This window comes from Amycolatopsis sp. NPDC049159, from assembly GCF_040648295.1.
Classification (GTDB): domain Bacteria; phylum Actinomycetota; class Actinomycetes; order Mycobacteriales; family Pseudonocardiaceae; genus Amycolatopsis; species Amycolatopsis pretoriensis_A.
This window is the reverse complement of record NZ_JBEZDL010000006.1, coordinates 229,162-244,757: the sequence shown is the minus strand read 5'-3', so window position 1 is coordinate 244,757 and position 15,596 is coordinate 229,162. Positions and strand designations below refer to the sequence as shown.

Annotated in this window: 14 protein-coding genes; 11 read left to right on the top strand and 3 right to left on the bottom strand. The window is 70.9% G+C overall.

What is annotated here, in order from left to right; genetic code table 11:
- The first annotated feature begins 9 nt into the window (after nt 1-9).
- From AB0B33_RS14020 to AB0B33_RS14005, 4 genes are all read left to right on the top strand, one after another.
- Nucleotides 10-1,047 carry an iron chelate uptake ABC transporter family permease subunit gene (locus tag AB0B33_RS14020; RefSeq protein ID WP_360770887.1) on the top strand — a complete coding sequence of 346 codons (1,038 nt, stop codon included), beginning with the start codon at nt 10-12 and terminating at the stop codon, nt 1,045-1,047.
- Between the two features lie 78 nt (nt 1,048-1,125).
- Nucleotides 1,126-2,184, top strand: a complete 1,059-nt coding sequence (locus AB0B33_RS14015; protein ID WP_360770885.1) for an iron chelate uptake ABC transporter family permease subunit — start codon at nt 1,126-1,128, stop codon at nt 2,182-2,184.
- Between the two features lie 4 nt (nt 2,185-2,188).
- A complete protein-coding gene (locus tag AB0B33_RS14010; protein WP_360770882.1) occupies nt 2,189-2,998 on the top strand; it encodes an ABC transporter ATP-binding protein in 810 nt (269 codons plus the stop codon).
- A 123-nt stretch (nt 2,999-3,121) separates the two neighbouring features.
- Entirely contained in the window at nt 3,122-3,607 is a 486-nt protein-coding gene (locus AB0B33_RS14005) for a DinB family protein (protein WP_360770880.1), read from the top strand.
- Between the two features lie 313 nt (nt 3,608-3,920).
- Here AB0B33_RS14005 and AB0B33_RS14000 read toward each other — a convergent pair whose 3' ends face one another.
- A complete protein-coding gene (locus tag AB0B33_RS14000; protein ID WP_360770877.1) occupies nt 3,921-5,228 on the bottom strand; it encodes a lysine N(6)-hydroxylase/L-ornithine N(5)-oxygenase family protein in 1,308 nt (435 codons plus the stop codon).
- Between the two features lie 115 nt (nt 5,229-5,343).
- Between AB0B33_RS14000 and AB0B33_RS13995 the strand changes: the two genes are divergently transcribed.
- The 5 genes from AB0B33_RS13995 to AB0B33_RS13975 all read left to right on the top strand — a co-directional run bounded on the left by AB0B33_RS13995 (nt 5,344) and on the right by AB0B33_RS13975 (nt 11,517).
- A complete protein-coding gene (locus tag AB0B33_RS13995) occupies nt 5,344-6,288 on the top strand; it encodes a methionyl-tRNA formyltransferase (protein ID WP_360770874.1) in 945 nt (314 codons plus the stop codon).
- A 56-nt stretch (nt 6,289-6,344) separates the two neighbouring features.
- Nucleotides 6,345-8,435, top strand: a complete 2,091-nt coding sequence (locus AB0B33_RS13990) for an alpha-galactosidase (RefSeq protein WP_360770871.1) — start codon at nt 6,345-6,347, stop codon at nt 8,433-8,435.
- Between the two features lie 109 nt (nt 8,436-8,544).
- On the top strand, nt 8,545-9,810 hold the full coding sequence (locus AB0B33_RS13985) for an extracellular solute-binding protein (protein WP_360770868.1): 1,266 nt from the start codon (nt 8,545-8,547) through the stop codon (nt 9,808-9,810).
- 1 nt (nt 9,811) lies between these two features.
- On the top strand, nt 9,812-10,711 hold the full coding sequence (locus AB0B33_RS13980) for a sugar ABC transporter permease (RefSeq protein WP_360770864.1): 900 nt from the start codon (nt 9,812-9,814) through the stop codon (nt 10,709-10,711).
- The gene (locus AB0B33_RS13975; RefSeq protein WP_360770861.1) at nt 10,708-11,517 is read left to right on the top strand and encodes a carbohydrate ABC transporter permease; all 810 of its coding nucleotides are present in this window, start codon (nt 10,708-10,710) and stop codon (nt 11,515-11,517) included. The genes AB0B33_RS13980 and AB0B33_RS13975 overlap by 4 nt, the downstream gene beginning before the upstream one ends.
- A 30-nt stretch (nt 11,518-11,547) precedes the next feature.
- Here AB0B33_RS13975 and AB0B33_RS13970 read toward each other — a convergent pair whose 3' ends face one another.
- Both AB0B33_RS13970 and AB0B33_RS13965 read right to left on the bottom strand, forming a co-directional pair.
- Nucleotides 11,548-12,030 (bottom strand): GNAT family N-acetyltransferase, encoded by a 483-nt coding sequence (locus AB0B33_RS13970; RefSeq protein ID WP_360770858.1) that lies wholly within the window; start codon nt 12,028-12,030, stop codon nt 11,548-11,550.
- Nucleotides 12,027-13,664 carry an ABC-F family ATP-binding cassette domain-containing protein gene (locus AB0B33_RS13965; protein WP_247023110.1) on the bottom strand — a complete coding sequence of 546 codons (1,638 nt, stop codon included), beginning with the start codon at nt 13,662-13,664 and terminating at the stop codon, nt 12,027-12,029. Before AB0B33_RS13965 ends, AB0B33_RS13970 begins: the two co-directional genes overlap by 4 nt.
- Before the next feature lie 147 nt (nt 13,665-13,811).
- Between AB0B33_RS13965 and AB0B33_RS13960 the strand changes: the two genes are divergently transcribed.
- Both AB0B33_RS13960 and AB0B33_RS13955 read left to right on the top strand, forming a co-directional pair.
- Nucleotides 13,812-14,723: a PaaX family transcriptional regulator C-terminal domain-containing protein gene (locus AB0B33_RS13960; protein WP_281506287.1), complete on the top strand. Its 912-nt coding sequence runs from the start codon at nt 13,812-13,814 to the stop codon at nt 14,721-14,723.
- Between the two features lie 2 nt (nt 14,724-14,725).
- Nucleotides 14,726-15,505, top strand: coding sequence for an enoyl-CoA hydratase/isomerase family protein (locus tag AB0B33_RS13955; protein ID WP_360770853.1), 780 nt, complete (start codon nt 14,726-14,728; stop codon nt 15,503-15,505).
- Nucleotides 15,506-15,596 lie beyond the last annotated feature (91 nt).

The window sequence follows — 15,596 nt, the reverse complement described above, 5'->3', positions numbered from 1 at the left end:
GGAGGTGCGGTGCGAACAGACCCCGGAGGGATCGCTCTCACGCGACGCCCGCCACACACGGGCCGTGCGCTCGGTCTGCTGGCCGCCCTCGGTGTCCTGGTTTTCCTGTGCCTGCTGAGTGTCTGGCTGGGATCGAAGGAGATCTCGTTCGGTGCCGTCTGGCAGGTGCTGTGGCACGACGACGGCTCGGCCGACGCGGTCATCATCCACAGTGTCCGGATGCCGCGAACCCTGCTGGCCGTCCTGGTGGGCGCCGCGCTCGGCCTGGCCGGCACGGTGATGCAGGCCCTGACCCGCAACCCGCTCGCCGACCCCGGTCTGCTGGGCGTGAGCGCCGGAGCCGGGTTCGCGATCGTCTTCTCGATCACCGTGCTCGGCATCAGCTCGCTCTACGGCTACATCTGGTTCGCCTTCGCGGGAGCGCTCGCCGCGACCGCCGTCGTCTACTTCCTCGGTACGCGCGGGCGGGCCGGGTCGAGCCCGGTCAAGCTGGCGCTGGCGGGCGCGGCCGTCACGGCGCTGCTGGCGTCCTTCACCAGCGCGATGGTGCTGTCGGATCCGGTGGCGCTCAACCGCTACCGCTTCTGGTCGTCGGGCTCGCTGTCCGGCGTGGACGCGAACGCCCTGCTGCAGGTGCTGCCGTTCCTCGTCGTCGGCGTGGTGCTCGCGATCGCGAGCGGCCCGGCGCTCAACAGCCTGGCCCTCGGCGACGACGTCGCGATCGCGCTGGGCCGGAAGCTCGGCCCGCTGCGGCTGCGCGGCGCGCTGGCGATCACCCTGCTGACCGGCGCGGCCGTCGCCGTCGCCGGGCCGATCCTGTTCCTGGGCCTGATCGTCCCGCACGCGGTGCGGTTCGTGCTGGGCCCGGACCATCGCTGGCTGCTGCCCTACACCGCGGTGCTCGCCCCGAGCCTGCTGCTCGCCGCCGACATCCTCGGCCGGGTCCTGGCGCGGCCGAGCGAGATCCGCGCGGGCGTGATCGTCGCGTTCCTCGGCGCGCCGTTCTTCATCTACCTGGTCCGCCGGCGCAAGCTCGCGGAGTCCTGACATGAGCGAGCTTGCGAGCGAATCGACCAACACCGCGCCTTCGGCTCAGGCCGCGCCGAGCGTCAGCGAGGCGTGCGCATGAGCCTGCTGCACCTCCGGCGCGACCGCGTCACCTTCCGCCTCGCCGCACCCCCGGTGTCCGGCCGCGTCCGGCCGCGGCTGCTGCTGGTCTCCGGGATCCTCGCCGTCCTCGCGTTCGTGTTGTTCTGCCTGGGCATGACGATCGGCGACGTCCCGATGAGCGTGTCCGACGTCCTCTCGGGCCTCTTCGGCGGCGGCGACACCGGGAACACCTACATCGTGCAAGAACTGCGGCTGCCGCGGGCGCTGACCGGGCTGCTGGCCGGGCTCGCGTTCGGCGCGTCCGGCGCGGTGTTCCAGACGATCACCCGCAACCCGCTGGCCAGCCCGGACATGATCGGCATCAACGCGGGCGCGGCCACGTTCGTCGTCGCCGGGATCGCGTTCGGCTTCGGCGGCGGGCTCGGCACCACCACCCTCGGCCTGGCCGGCGGCCTGCTGACCGCGTTGCTGGTGTACGCGCTGGCGTGGCGGCGCGGCACCACCGGTTACCGGATCCTCTTGGTGGGCATCGGGATCTTCGCGATGTGCACGAGCCTCACGGACTACCTGCTGAGCAAGGCGCAGATCACCGAGGCGCAGGCGTCGATCGGCTGGCTGGTCGGCAACCTCGCCAACCGCGGCTGGGACCACGTCGTGCCGCTGTTCGCCGCGCTGGTCGTGCTGTTCCCGCTGGTGCTGGCGCTGTCGCGGTGGATGGGCACGCTGCTGCTCGGCGACGACGTGGCCGCCGGGCTCGGCACGCCGGTGCAGCCGGTCCGGCTCGGGCTGCTGCTGGCCGGCGCCGGGCTGGTCGCGTTCGCGACCGCGTCGGCCGGGCCGATCTCGTTCGTCGCGCTGACCGCACCGCAGATCGCGCAGCGGCTCGCCCGGCTGTCGTCGCCGCCGATCACCGCGTCCGCGCTCACCGGCGCGGTCGTGGTGCTGGGCAGCGACATCATCGCGCGCGAGCTCACCGCGTCCGGGCTGCCGGTCGGCATCGTGACCGGCGTGCTGGGCGCTCCGATCCTGCTCTGGCTGCTGGCCAGGGCCAACCGTTCCGGTTCCGGAGGCTGAGAAGATGACACCGTCCCTGCGCGTGCGGGACCTCCGCGTCGCCTACGACGACCGGGTCGTCATCGACGGCCTCGACCTCGAGATCCCGCCGGGCCGGATCACCGCGATCGTCGGCCCGAACGCGTGCGGGAAGTCGACGCTGCTGCGCACGCTCGCCCGGCTGCTCACGCCGAAGTCGGGGGGCGTCTACCTCGACGGCCGGCCGATCCACGACCTGCCGACCCGCCAGGTCGCCCAGCAGCTCGGCATCCTCCCGCAGTCGCCGGTGGCGCCGGAGGGCATGACGGTCGCCGACCTCGTCGGCCGCGGCCGCGCCCCGCACCAGAGCTGGTGGCGCCAGTGGTCCACATCGGACGAAGGCGCGGTGCGCGAAGCCTTGGCGGCGACGGAGATGACCGACCTGGCCGACCGCCCGGTGGACGAGCTTTCCGGCGGTCAGCGCCAGCGCGCGTGGATCGCGATGGCGGTCGCGCAGGGCACACCGGTGCTGCTGCTCGACGAGCCGACGACGTACCTCGACCTGGCGCACCAGATCGACGTCCTCGACCTGGTCGTCGACCTCAACCGCGGCGAGGGCCGCACGGTGGTGATGGTGCTGCACGACCTGCCGCAGGCGTGCCGCTACGCCGACCACGTGATCGCGATGAAGTCCGGCCGGATCGTGGCCTCGGGCGCGCCGACCGAGGTGATCACCGAGGAGCTGGTGGACGAGGTGTTCGACGTCCGCTGCCGGATCACCGCGGACCCGGTGAGCGGGACGCCGATGGTGATCCCGATCAGCCGCCACCACCCGGCGCCGGTGCACCAGGGCTGACCCCGGCGAACTGGCAGGGACAGCCTTCTTCGCGCCGAGCCCGACTTCGGCTATCCTGGGTCCCGGCCCGCCTCGCGTGTTCCGAGGAATGTCCGGCCGAAACCCCCTCCAGGAAGCAGAGCTATGTTCGTGCTGCCCGAAATCACCACCGGTCCCGAGCGCCACCTGCTGGAGGCCACGATGGACCGCAACCGGCGCGCCGTCGCCGCGACCGCCCGCGGACTGTCGGAGGCCGATGCCCGCGTGCGGCTGGTCGCGTCGATGACCACGCCGATCGGGCTGGTCAAGCACGCGGCCATGGCCGAGCGGCGGTGGTTCCAGTGCCTGCTACTGGGCCGCGCCGAGTCCGAATGCGACGGTCCCACGACGCCGGGCGACCCCAGTTTCGTCGTCACCGAAGGCGAAACGGTCGCCGACGTGATCGCCGAGTTCGAGCGGGCCGGCGCCCGGTCCCGGGAAATCGCGGCCCGCTTCGACCTCGACGACACGTGGACGCACGACGTCCTCGGCGAGGTGAACCTGCGGTTCGTCTACCTGCTCCTGATCGAGGACTTCGCCCGCCACGCCGGCCACGGCGACATCCTGCGGGAACAGCTGGCCGCCCGTTGAACTCGTAGCCTGCGGCGTGAACGACCTGGCTCGACGGCCCGCTCGAGGGCTACCTGCGTATGAATCGTCGGCTCCGACATCGCAGAAGCCGCCGAGGAGGCGCTGGACCGGCTCGAGCGCGCTCAGGCCGGCCCGACCTTCATCGTACGATCACGTGAGCAGGTGATTTTTTGAACGTCAGAAGCGAACATCACGCCTGCCGCCGCGGCCGCGAGCGTCACCAGCAGCCACAAAATCTGCCAGGGACTGACACAACGCCCACCCGAAGTGTCCGTCCGACTTCGAACAGCGGTTACGATCTCCGTCTGGCGGGTCAGCGGGCGCTGACCGCGTACTCCCCCGCCGGCGCCGCCACCACCCGGCGGTCCACGACGGACTGCAGGATCTCCCCCACCCGCACCGCCGTGTTCGACAGCAGCGACGACGTGATGCCGTGCGTGTGCTCCGTTCCGCCCTGGAGGTAGATCCCGCCGCGCAGCACAGGTTCCGTGGTCAAGCGGTAGTCACGCTCGACGCGCAAGCGGCCCTCCTCGTCCCGGGAACACCGCGGGCCGAGCTCGCCCAGCAACGGCGTCGGGTCGGCCGGGCGGTAACCGGTCGCGTAGACGATCGCGTCCGCCTCCAGCACCGTGCACTCGCCCGTCGTCAGTGACTCGATCGTCACCGACACCGCCGTGCCCGTGTCGGTCACCTCGACCGGGCGGGAGACGTTCAGCAGCCGCAACCGCTGGACCCCGAGCACCTTCTCGCGGTACACCCGCCGGTACAGCTCGTCGATCAGGTCGATGTCGACCGCGGAGTAGTTCGTCGCGCCGTGGTAGCGCATCAGGCGGTCCTTGACCGGTTCGCCCGCGCGGTAGAACTGGTCGACGGCGTCCGGGTCGAAGATCCGGTTCGCGAACGAGCTGTCGTCGGCCGGGCTGTAGCCGTAGCGGGCGAACACCGCGCACACCTCGGTCTGCGGGAACTCGTCGTGCAGCAGCGCCGCCACCTCGGCGGCGCTCTGCCCGGCGCCCACCACGACCAGGCGCCGGGGCGATGTTCCGCGCAGGGCGTCGACGCGGAACAGCAGTTCGCTGTTGTGCCAGATCCGCGGCCCGGCGGTGATCCCTTCCGGCAGCTGCGGCCGCAAGCCGGTACCCACCACCAGATTCCGGGCGCGCAACGACGAGCCGTCCGAAGCCTCGACGTCGAAGTAGGCCACCTCGGAACCGTCGTACACCGGCTTCACCGACACCACCTCGGTGCCGTACGAGACGACGTCGTCGACCTTCGCGGCCGCCCACTCGAAGTAGTCGTGGAACTCGACCCGCAGCGGGAAGAGGTTCTTGTGGTTGATGAAGTCGACCAGCCGCCCCGCCGAGTGCAGGTAGTTGAGGAAGCTGAACCCGCTGGTCGGGTTCCGCATGGTGACCAGGTCCTTCAGGAACGACACCTGCATCGTGGCCGTGTCGATGAGCATCCCGCGGTGCCAGCCGAACTTCGGCTGCCGCTCGAGGAAGTGCGCGGTCACCGGCTCCCCGGCGCCGGCGTTGTGCTCGGCGAGGGCGATCGCGAGGGCCAGGTTCGACGGTCCGAAGCCCACGCCGACGATGTCGTAGATCGGGACCTCTGCAGTCATGTTGCTCCCTCGCGTGCTCCGGTACCGTTCAGGGAACCCTAACCTAACTTAGGCGAGCCTCGCCTAGTACGTTCGTGGTGATGTTCGTCCCCCGATCACGAAAGGGCACTCTCGAATGCGCGTGGCGATGTTCGGCTACCAGACCTGGGGGCACCGGACCCTGCAGGCGCTCATCGACGCGGGGCACGACGTCGCCCTCGTGGTGACGCACCCGAAGAGCGACCACGCCTACGAGCGGATCTGGGCCGATTCGGTCGCCGACCTCGCCGAGGCCAACGGCATCCGCGTCCTGCTCCGCACCCGCCCGGACGACGCCGAACTGCTGGCCGAGCTCAAGGCCGCGGACCTCGACCTGATCGTGGCGAACAACTGGCGCACCTGGCTGCCCCCGGAGATCTTCGACCTCCCGCGGCACGGCACCCTCAACATCCACGACTCGCTGCTGCCGTCGTACGCGGGCTTCTCCCCGCTCATCTGGGCGCTGATCAACGGCGAGCCCGAGGTCGGCGTCACCGCCCACATGATGGACGGCGAGCTCGACGCGGGCGACATCGTCCTGCAGCGCGCGGTCCCGGTCGGCCCGGCGGACACCACGACGGATCTGTTCCACCGCACGGTCGACCTGATCGCCCCGCTCACGGCCGAAGCGATCTCGAAGATCGAGACGGGGTACACCCCGGTGCCGCAGGACCGCTCGAAGGCCAGCTTCTTCCACAAGCGCGCCCGCCGCGACAGCCTGATCGACTGGACCCTCCCGCCCGAGGACCTCGAGCGCTTCGTCCGCGCGCTGTCCGACCCGTACCCGAACGCGTTCACCCACCACCGCGGCGAGGAGCTGCGGATCCTCAAGGCATCGGTGTCGAAGGGGCACTACGGCGGCACGCCGGGCCGGATCTTCATCAAGGAGGGCGACGGCGTCGTCATCGTGGCCGGCCCGCAGGCGCGCCGCGGTCAGTCGGCCGGCCTGGTCGTCGAGCGGGTCCGCACCGCCGACGGCACGGAACTGCCGGCGCACGAGTACTTCAAGACCATGGGCGGGTACCTGACCGACCGGCCTTGATCCGGTGAGCGGGAATTCCTGGCCGCCGCGGTGTCCCGGCGGCCAGGATGACCCGCATGCCCGGGATCAGCTTCCTCGACGCCCACCGCACCTGGGTGCTCACCGGCACGACGACCACCTACGCCCTGCGGCTCGACGAAGACGACGTCCCCACCCACGTGTACTGGGGTCCTCGCCTGTCCCCGCCCCAGGTCGTCGAACTCACGCAGAAAACGCTTCCCCGCTGGGACGGCTTCAACGACCCGAACGAAGGCCTCGACGAACTCGCGGCGGACAGCGGCACCCGCTACTGGACCCCGGCCCTGCAACTCCGCTTCGCCGACGGCACCCGGGGCCTCGAATGGCGGTACCAGCGCCACGAAATCACCGAGCATCACCTGGCGATCCACTGCACCGACCGCCACTACTCCGTTCGGATCACCCTCCACTACCGGTTCCGGTCCGACGTCCTCGAACGCTGGACCGAGCTGTCCGCCGACACCGACGTCGAGGTCGCCCGGGCCGACTCCGCGACCTGGGCCCTGCCCGTCCTCGACGACTACCGGCTCAGCCACACCACCGGCCGCTGGGCCGCGGAAACCCAGCTGCGACGGGAACCCGCCCCGCACGGGGAGACCGTCTTCGGCAGCCGCCGCGGAATCACCGGCCACCACGCCAACCCCTGGGTCATGGTCGACGACGGCACCGCCACCGAACACCACGGCGAGGTCTACGGCGTCGCGCTCGCGTGGAGCGGCTCGTGGCGCCTCACCACGACCCGCTCCTCGACCGGGCGCCTGACGGTCAGCGGCGGCTTCGGGCAAGACGGCGTCGTCCACCGGATCGGGCCCGGCCGGCCGCTGACCACCCCGGTCGCCGCCGGCCTGCACACCCGCGGCGGGTTCGGCGCCGCGAGCCGTGCGTGGCACGCCTACGTCCGCGAACACGTCCTGCCGCACCCCGCGGAGCTGCGTCCGGTCCTCTACAACTCCTGGGAAGCCACGGGATTCGCCGTCTCCGAAGGCGGCCAGCTCGCCCTCGCCGAGCGGGCCGCGGCGCTCGGCGTCGAGCTGTTCGTGCTGGACGACGGCTGGTTCGGCGCCCGCACCGGCGACCACGCCGGGCTCGGCGACTGGCACGTCAACCGCGAGCGCTTCCCCGGTGGCCTCCGGCCGCTGGTCGACGCGGTGCACGCGCTGGGCATGAAGTTCGGGCTCTGGGTCGAGCCCGAGATGGTCAACCCGGACAGCGACCTCCAGCGCGCCCACCCGGACTGGGTGCTGCACCACCCGCACCGGCGCCGGTCGGAACTGCGCAACCAGCTCGTCCTCAACTTCGCGCGGCCCGACGTCGCCGCGTGGGCGCACGGCTGGCTCGACCGGCTAGTCGGCGACCACGGCGTCGACTTCCTCAAGTGGGACATGAACCGCCCGTTCAGCGAAGCGGGCTGGCCGGGCGAAACGGACCAGGACCGGCTGTGGGTCGAGCACACCCGTGCGGTGTACGCGATCCTGGACCGCCTCCGCCGCGACCACCCCGGCCTGCGGATCGAGGCGTGCAGCGGTGGCGGCGGCCGGGTCGACCTCGGGGTGCTCGCCCGCACCGACCAGGTCTGGCCGTCGGACAACACCGACGCCCTCGACCGGCTCCGCGTCCAGCACGGCTACAGCCAGCTCTACCCGGCCCGCGCGATGGCGGCCTGGGTCACCGACGACCCGAACTTCGTCACCGCCCGCTCGGTGCCGCTGCGCTTCCGGTTCCACGTCGCCATGGCCGGCGTGCTCGGTCTCGGCGGCGACATCGCGCACTGGCCGGACGAAGACCTCGCGCTCGCCCGGGAAATGATCGCGCTGTACCGGGACATCCAGCCCGTGGTGCAGCACGGGGCGCTGCACCGGCTCCGGCCACCGGTCGACGACGGCCTCGTCGCGCTCCAGTACGTCCTCGGCGGCCGGTCGGTCGTGTTCGCCTACCGGCAGGCCGCGCACTTCGCCGAGCCGGACCGGCCGCTGCGGCTCGGCGGGCTCGATTCCGCTGACCGGTACCTCGATCCGGCTTCCGGCACCACGCACTCGGGCGCCGTCTTGCTCGCCCACGGACTGCGTCTCGGGCTCCCGACCGGCGACTTCGCGAGCGCAGTCGTCCGGCTGGAGCGAATTTCGCGCTAGAGATCGGATCTATCGGCCACCCTTCGACGGTTTCACCGCCACTGAACGCTTGACAGCCCATCAGACGTCAGATCAAATGCGTCATACATCACATCTGGCGGGAGGCTCGATGAGAAGGTCACTGGCGCTGGGCGCCGCGGTGCTCCTGGCGGTGAGCGCGTGCTCGGTCGGGTCTAACACCGGCGGTGGCACCGAAATCACCTTCCTCACCTTCGAGACACCGAACCTCACGCCCGCCTACTGGGACGCCGCGATCAAGCGCGTCACCGACAAGAACCCCGGCATCAAGGTGAAGAAGCTCGTCGCCCCCACCGCCGACGGCCGGACGTCGTACGCGAAGCAGCTGCTGCAGTCCGGCCAGTTCCCGGACGTGCTGATCGCCGTGGACTCCGCGGGCTTCGCCGAGGCAGGCAACCTCTACGCCTGGACCCCCGACGAGCTCAAGGACTTCCAGTTCCCCGAGGCCAACCCGGTCAACGGGAAGTACTACCAGCTGCCGGCGAACACCCAGACCATCCCGCCGGTCTACTACAACAAGACGATGTTCGCCGACGCGGGTATCGCCGCGCCGCCGAAGACGTGGGCCGAGCTGGTCGCCGACGCCGGCAAGCTCAAGGACAAGGGCTTCGCGCCGTTCACCATCGGCGGCGGCAAGGACGGCTTCCCGTCGTCGATGATCCTCTCCGGCCTGGTCGGCACCGAGGTCTACCCCACGACGCCGGACTGGCTGACCCAGCGGCGCCAGGACAAGGTCAAGTTCGCCGATCCCGCGTTCCAGCACGCCTTCTCGAAGCTCGCCGACCTCGCCGCGCGGGGGTACGTGGACAAGACGAGCGTTTCCCGCGACTACGCGGCGACCGAGCAGGCTTTCCTCGACGGCAAGAGCGCGATGTACCCGATGGGCAACTGGTTCGCCGCCAACGCCGACTCCAAGAAGCACGACTTCGAAGTCGGCGTGTTCGACTTCCCCACCGAGGACGGCAAGCTCGTCGTCCCGGCCTACACCGGCGGCGGCATGATCGTGAACGCGAAGGCCGCGAACCTCGACGCCGCCAGGAAGTTCGCGCTCGGCTTCCAGCTGGACAAGGACCAGCTCGACGCGTCGGTCAAGGCGGACGGCCTGTTCCCGGCGATCAAGGGCTACACCCCGCCGGCCGACGTGGGCCCGACGTTCAAGGCCGGGTACGACCTCTACACCCAGGCGGTGCGGCAGAACGCCGTCGTCCACGCGTTCCGCTGGGAGACCGCCGACGACGGGTTGCTGCCCGGCATGAAGGACAAGGTCGACCAGGCCGCCCAGGACGTCATCACCGGCCGCAAGACGGTGGCCGACGCGTGCGCGTTCCTGGACACCGAGTGGGCGAAGGCGGGCTGACTTGGCCACCGCCGGCACCCGCAAGCCGGTCCTGCCGCGGGTCGGGCACTTCGCGTCGTTCGGCGCCCCGGGCGTGCTCGTCTACGTGTGCTTCGTGCTCGCTCCGATCCTGATCAGCTTCGGCTACAGCCTGACGAACTACAACCCGTTCCACCCGCCGGTGCGGTTCGTCGGCTTCGACAACTACCGGCTGCTCTTCACCGATGAGCAGTTCCTCGCCGCGCTCGAGGTCACCACGATCCTGACGCTGATCGTGGTCGTCGTGCCCAACGTGCTCGGTCTCGGCGTCGCGCTGCTGCTCGACCGGAAAGGCTGGCTGTACAACGCTTTGCGCAGCGTGTTCTTCACCCCGGTGATCCTCAGCTCGGTCGTCGTCTCGATCGTCTGGTCGCGGCTGCTCGACGACGCCGGGCCGCTGAACAACCTGTTGCGCGCGCTGGGGGTCGAGCACCCGCCGGGCTGGCTTTCGGACCCCGATCTGGCGCTGTATTCGGTCGCCTCGATCGTGTGCTGGCAGCTGCTCGGGTTCTGCGTCGTCGTCTACCTGGCCGGGCTGCAGGGCGTGCCGGCCGAACTGCTCGAAGCCGCCGAGATCGACGGCGCCGGGCCGCTGCGCCGGTTCCGCGCGGTCACCTGGCCGCTGCTCGCGCCGTCATTGACGATCACTACGGTCGTGCTGCTGATCTCCGCGTTCAAGACCTACGACTACGTCAAGGTGATCACCAACGGCGGCCCGGGTTCCGGGGCCACGGCGACGATCGCGTTCGACGTGCTGCAGACCGGCTTCGACGCCAACCACGTCGGCTACGCGTCCGCGATGGCCGTGCTGATGCTGGTGATCGTCGCGGCCGTGACGACCGTCGTGCTGAACTTCCTCCGCCGCCGGGAGGTGGACCTGTGACCCGTCGCCTGGTCGCCCTGCTCGTCGGCGCGGTGTTCTTCGTGCCGCTGTACCTGGTGCTGGCCAACGTCTTCAAGCGGGGCGACCTGATCGCGAAGGAGCCCGCGTCGCTCCCGCTGCCGCCGACGCCGGCCAACATCCACGCGGTGCTGACCCGCCCGGACGGGTTGTTCTGGGTCAGCTTGGCCAACAGCGTCCTCGTGACGGTGTCGTCGATCCTGGTCCTGACCGTCCTGTCGGCCATGCTCGGCCACTACCTGGCGCGTTCGCGCAAGCGGTGGACGAAGGTCCTGACGCTGGTGCTGCTGGCCGGCCTGATGATCCCGCCGCAGGTCATCCTGATCCCGATCACGGACGTCCTGCGCGTCACCCACCTGATGGCGTCGCTGCCGGGGCTGATCCTGTTCAACGTCGGCTACTACGTGCCGTTCGGGGTCTTCGTGTTCAGCGGGTTCGTCCGCGGGGTCCCGGTCGAGCTGGAGGAGGCGGCGCTGCTCGACGGCGCCGGGCGGATGCAGGTGTTCTGGCGCGTGGTGTTCCCGCTGCTGCGCCCGGCGACGGCGTCCGTGCTGATCTTCCTGGGCGTGTGGATCTGGAACGACTTCATCGACCCGCTGATCATCCTCGGCCCGGGGCAGGGCACGACGATCACGACGGGCATCTACCGCTCGATCGGCCAGTACCAGGCGGACCTGGGCAGCGTGTTCGCCCTGATGTTCCTGGCGACGCTGCCGGTGCTGATCTTCTACCTGGCGCTGCAGAAGCAGTTCGTGAAGGGCCTGACCGGCGGCGCGACGAAGGGCTAGCGCGCACTTTCACGTGAAAGTGCCGCTTCTTCACAGAACCTTCACCATGGTGTCGGACTGCTCGGACCCCGCGCCCACGACCTCGTAACCGGCCGCGAAGTACAGCCGCTGCGCGAAGTTCTTCCGTTCGACGCTGAGGCTGATCCGCGCGATCCCTGCCTCCTTCGCGTGGTCCTCGACGGCGTGCAGCAACGCGCGTCCGACACCCCGGCCGCGCCACTCCTCGGCCACGCCGATGGTGAGTTCGGGGACGTCGGCGGCCACGAACCCGTACCCCGGCTTATCGGGAGCGAAGAAGCGCAGCCAGGCGGCGCCGACCCTCTTGCCGTCCGCCTCGGCGACCACGCCCAGGTCGCTTTCCCGCGGCCAGCCGGCGACGTAGCAGGCGGTGCTCGGAGCCGCGAGCACGCGACGACGGCTCTTCGGCGGCCACTCCGACGACCAGTTGACCGCGGCCACCAGCACGTCGGCCAGGAAGTCGGCGTCGTCGGCGGTCGCCGGGCGGAGCTTCACCGCTCGCGGACCCGCCCGCCGTCGACCTCCAGGCGGCGCGTCACGTGCACGGCGTCCAGCATCCGGCGGTCGTGCGTAACCAGCAGCAGGGTGCCCGGGTACTTGTCGAGCGCCGACTCGAGCTGCTCGATCGCGGCCAGGTCGAGGTGGTTGGTCGGCTCGTCCAGCACCAGCAGGTTGACCCCGCGGGCCTGCAGCAGCGCCAGCGCCGCGCGGGTCCGCTCCCCCGGCGACAGCGTCGCCGCCGACCGGAGCACGTGCGCGGCTTTGAGCCCGAACTTCGCCAGCAGCGTCCGGACGTCGGCGTCGGCCAGCTCCGGGACCTCGCGCGCGAACGCGTCGGCGAGCGGGACGTCGTCGAGGAACAGCCGCCGGGCCTGGTCGACCTCGCCGACCACGACCCCCGGCCCGAGCGCGGCGTTGCCCTCGTCGAGCGGGACCCGGCCGAGCAGCGCGGCCAGCAGCGTCGACTTGCCCGCGCCGTTGGCGCCGGTGATGGCGACCTTGTCCGCCCAGTCGATCTGCAGGTCGACCGGCCCGAGCGTGAAGCCGCCGCGGCGGACGACCGCGCCGCGCAGGGTCGCGACCACCGCGCCCGCGCGCGGGGCCGCGGCGATCTCCATCCGCAGCTCCCACTCCTTGCGGGGCTCCTCGACGACGTCCAGGCGCTCGATCATCCGGTCGGTCTGCCGGGCCTTCGACGCCTGCTTCTCGGTGGCCTCGGCGCGGAACTTGCGGGCGTTCTTGTCGTTGTCGGGCTGCTTCCGGCGGGCGTTCTTGACGCCCTTCTCCATCCACGCCCGCTGCATCCGGCCGCGCGCCTCGAGCGAGGCCTTCGTGTCGGCGAACTCCTCGTAGTCCTCACGCGCGTGCCGGCGCGCGACCTCGCGTTCCTCGAGGTAGGCCTCGTAGCCGCCGCCGTAGCTGTTGACCTGCTGCTGCACCAGGTCCAGCTCGACGACGCGGTCGACGGTCCTGGCCAGGAACTCGCGGTCGTGGCTGACCAGCACGGTCGCCGCCCGCAACCCGGTCACGAACCGCTCCAGCCGGGCCAGGCCGTCCAGGTCGAGGTCGTTGGTCGGCTCGTCCAGCAAGAAGATGTCGTAGCGGCTCAGCAGCAGCGACGCGAGCCCGGCGCGCGCGGCCTGACCGCCCGAGAGCGACGTCATCGGCTGGTCGAGGTCGACGGCGAGACCGAGGTCGGCGGCCACTTCGGCGGCGCGGTCGTCGAGGTCGGCGCCGCCCAGGTCGAGCCAGCGGTCGAGCGCCGTCGCGTACTGGTCGTCCGCGCCCGCTTCGCCCGCGGTGAGGGCTTCGGTCGCCGCGTCGAGGTCCGCCTGGGCCGCCGACACGCCGGTGCGGCGCGCGAGGAACGCCCGCACCGACTCGCCGTCCCGCCGCTCCGGCTCCTGCGGCAGGTGCCCGACGGTCGCCGACGGCGGGTTCAGCCGGATCTCGCCGCCGTCCGGTTTCGCGAGCCCGGCGAGGGTCCGCAGCAGCGTCGACTTGCCGGCGCCGTTGACACCGACCAGGCCGACGACGTCGCCCGGGGCGACGACGAGATCGAGGCCGGAGAAGAGGATGCGGTCACCGTGGCCCGCGGCCAGGTCCTTCGCGACGAGTGTTGCGCTCATGAGATCGCCGAGTCTACGGGGCCGTGGTGGACTGTCAGATCAAGGTCAAAGCCACCGGCTGTGTGTGTCGGGTGGCGCTTTGATCACTGAGTGTGGGTACCCTGTTCGGTTGTCGCGTCTTCCGTGCAGTGAGGTTGGTGAACACAGATGGGCGAACCCGCTCCCCCGGTGACCCTCGGCCGCAGGCCGAAACCGAGGGAAGGCCGCCCATCCGCGCCCCGGCCCACGGTGAGCCGGCGCCGCGAGGTGAGCCACGCCAGCGCCCGGTCGCTGCTGATGACCGTGCTCGGCGAGTACGCGCTGCCTCGTGACAAGCCCGTCTGGACGTCCATGCTGGTCGAGGTCCTCGGCATCCTCGACATCGAGGAGAAGTCCGCCCGGCAGGCGCTGGCCCGCTCGGCCGCCGAGGGCTGGGTCGTCTCCGAGCGCGTCGGGCGCCGCGTCCGCTGGTCGCTGACCCCGCCCGGGCGCCGGCTGCTGACCGAGGGCGCCGAGCGGATCTACGCCTTCGGCCGCGAGCGCCCGCCGTGGAACGGGCAGTGGCTGATGCTGATCGTGTCCGTCCCGGAGGCCAAGCGCGACCTGCGGCACCGGCTGCGCACGCGGCTGACCTGGGCGGGCTTCGGTTCGCCGGTGGCCGGCGTGTGGGTCAGCCCGGACCTGTCCCGCCAGCGCGAGGCGCAGCAGATCGTCAGCGAGCTCGGCCTCGACGCCCAGGCGATGTCGTTCACCGCGGCGTACGGCGAGGTCGGCGAACAGGAGTCGATGGTCTCGCGCTCTTGGGACCTGACCGAGCTGAAGGACCGCTACGAAGACTTCATCGACCGGTTCACCGGCCTGCACCCGACCGGCGGCCGGGCGGTGCTGCGCGCGCAGACCGAGCTGGTGCACGAGTGGCGGCGGTTCCCGTTCCTCGACCCGCAGCTGCCCGCCGAACTCCTCCCGGCGAAGTGGAGCGGGACGAAAGCCGGGGAACTGTTCCATCACAAACACGTCGACTGGCGCCCCGAGGCCCAGCAGTATTGGGACGACATCGTCGAAGCCGAAGAAGCAGGGTGAACATGACTCAGCAGGTCCGCCTCGATCGTGACGGCGGGCTCGCCGTCCTGACCGTCGACGCTCCGCCGTTGAACCTCTACACGGCTTCGCTGCAGTCTCAGCTCGCTTCGGCGCTCGGCTCGCTGGAGGAGGCGCCCGCCCGGGCCCTGCTGATCCGGGCCGAGGGCAAGATCGTCAGCGGCGGCGTGGACGTCTCGCTGTTCGACGCCCAGGGCTCGCCCGCCGAGGCGAAGGTGCTGTTCGACGAGATGCTCGCGGTGCCGGACCGGATCGCGGCGCTGCCGTTCCCGACCGTGTTCGCCGCGCACGGCCTGTGCCTGACCTGGGCGTTCGAGGTCGCCGTGGCGTGCGACCTCATCCTGGCCGCGTCGCGGGCGAAGTTCGGGCTGGTCGAGAAGGTCGTCGGGCTGACCCCGACCATGGGCGGCACCCAGCGGCTCGCTTCGCGCGCCGGAGTGGGCCGCGCGAAGGAGTTCGTCATGACCGGCGACACCTACGACGCGGCCACGCTGGAGCGCTGGAACGTCGTCAACCGCGTCCTGCCGGACGAGGGCTTCGACGAGGCCGCGCGGGAGTTCGCGCGGCAGCTCGCCGCCGGGCCGACCCGGGCCCACGCGGCGACCAAGCGCGTACTCGACCACTTCTCCGCCGGCGGCGTTCCCGAGGCGAACGCGCACATCACGTCGATCGCGGCCGAGCTCTTCGAAACCGAGGACCTCCGCGGCGCCGTGAAGTCGTTCTTGGCCGACGGGCCGGGCAAGGCGACGTTCTCGGGCCGTTAACCGGCCGTTCGGACGGCGGTTGCCGCCGTTCGGGCCTGCGCGGTTCTCCCCGCACCGGGTTACATTCGATGTGGTCTAGACCACGTCGTCC

Bases quoted from the DNA above. Each gene is read 5' to 3' on its own strand.
- AB0B33_RS14015 (WP_360770885.1), top strand. From the start codon at position 1,126: ATGAGCCTGCTGCACCTCCGGCGCGACCGCGTCACCTTCCGCCTCGCC.
- AB0B33_RS14010 (WP_360770882.1), top strand. From the start codon at position 2,189: ATGACACCGTCCCTGCGCGTGCGGGACCTCCGCGTCGCCTACGACGAC.
- AB0B33_RS14005 (WP_360770880.1), top strand. From the start codon at position 3,122: ATGTTCGTGCTGCCCGAAATCACCACCGGTCCCGAGCGCCACCTGCTG.
- AB0B33_RS14000 (WP_360770877.1), bottom strand. From the start codon at position 5,228: ATGACTGCAGAGGTCCCGATCTACGACATCGTCGGCGTGGGCTTCGGA.
- AB0B33_RS13995 (WP_360770874.1), top strand. From the start codon at position 5,344: ATGCGCGTGGCGATGTTCGGCTACCAGACCTGGGGGCACCGGACCCTG.
- AB0B33_RS13990 (WP_360770871.1), top strand. From the start codon at position 6,345: ATGCCCGGGATCAGCTTCCTCGACGCCCACCGCACCTGGGTGCTCACC.
- AB0B33_RS13985 (WP_360770868.1), top strand. From the start codon at position 8,545: ATGAGAAGGTCACTGGCGCTGGGCGCCGCGGTGCTCCTGGCGGTGAGC.
- AB0B33_RS13965 (WP_247023110.1), bottom strand. From the start codon at position 13,664: ATGAGCGCAACACTCGTCGCGAAGGACCTGGCCGCGGGCCACGGTGAC.
- AB0B33_RS13960 (WP_281506287.1), top strand. From the start codon at position 13,812: ATGGGCGAACCCGCTCCCCCGGTGACCCTCGGCCGCAGGCCGAAACCG.
- AB0B33_RS13955 (WP_360770853.1), top strand. From the start codon at position 14,726: ATGACTCAGCAGGTCCGCCTCGATCGTGACGGCGGGCTCGCCGTCCTG.